Source organism: Polaribacter sargassicola (assembly GCF_021991835.1).
Lineage (GTDB): Bacteria > Bacteroidota > Bacteroidia > Flavobacteriales > Flavobacteriaceae > Polaribacter > Polaribacter sargassicola.
Map to the genome: position 1 here is coordinate 1 of NZ_JAHDAU010000031.1, position 530 is coordinate 530.

At 62.8% G+C, this 530-nt stretch carries 1 protein-coding gene; it reads left to right on the top strand.

Features of this window, described 5'->3' with window-relative positions; all coding sequences use genetic code 11:
• Positions 1–244 precede the first annotated feature (244 nt).
• Positions 245–469, top strand: a complete 225-nt coding sequence (locus KI686_RS15680) for a hypothetical protein (RefSeq protein ID WP_237590273.1) — start codon at positions 245–247, stop codon at positions 467–469.
• Positions 470–530 lie beyond the last annotated feature (61 nt).

The following is a 530-nucleotide window of genomic DNA, read 5'->3' on the forward strand; positions in this document are numbered from 1 at the left end:
CGCCTCGCCGAACAGGAAGCGGTAATCGTCGACCGGCGGGGTGTAGTCGGATGCCATGGCGGACTCCAATCCGTTTGAGACTGAGCGTCAGTTTACGCGGAACTGCGTCTCAATGGAATCGGCTTCTCTGCACAAGCGAAGGCTCTCCGGCGTCTTTCCACAGATACTGGGATCGCGGCCAGCCGACGTCTCATGCCCCCTGGCATCCTGGCGTCATGCGAGACATGATGGAGAGGTGCTCACCATGAACGAACCGCAGGTCTGGACGCTCATCGGCGTCTTCGCCGCCGGGCTGTTCGGCATGCTGACGCTGATGTCGACGATGTTCGTACGTGTCCTGCGCACCGAGATCGGGTCGATCCGCAACGAGATGAACGCCGGATTCCAGGGCGTTCATCAGCGCATCGACCGTCTCGATTCAGACGTCAATGCGCTGATGAAGCACACCTTCGGCATCCAGCGCGACTGACTCAGCCGGCCGCCACCGCCTCGACCGGGCGCCCCACCTGCGGACGCTCGACCCGGCGATG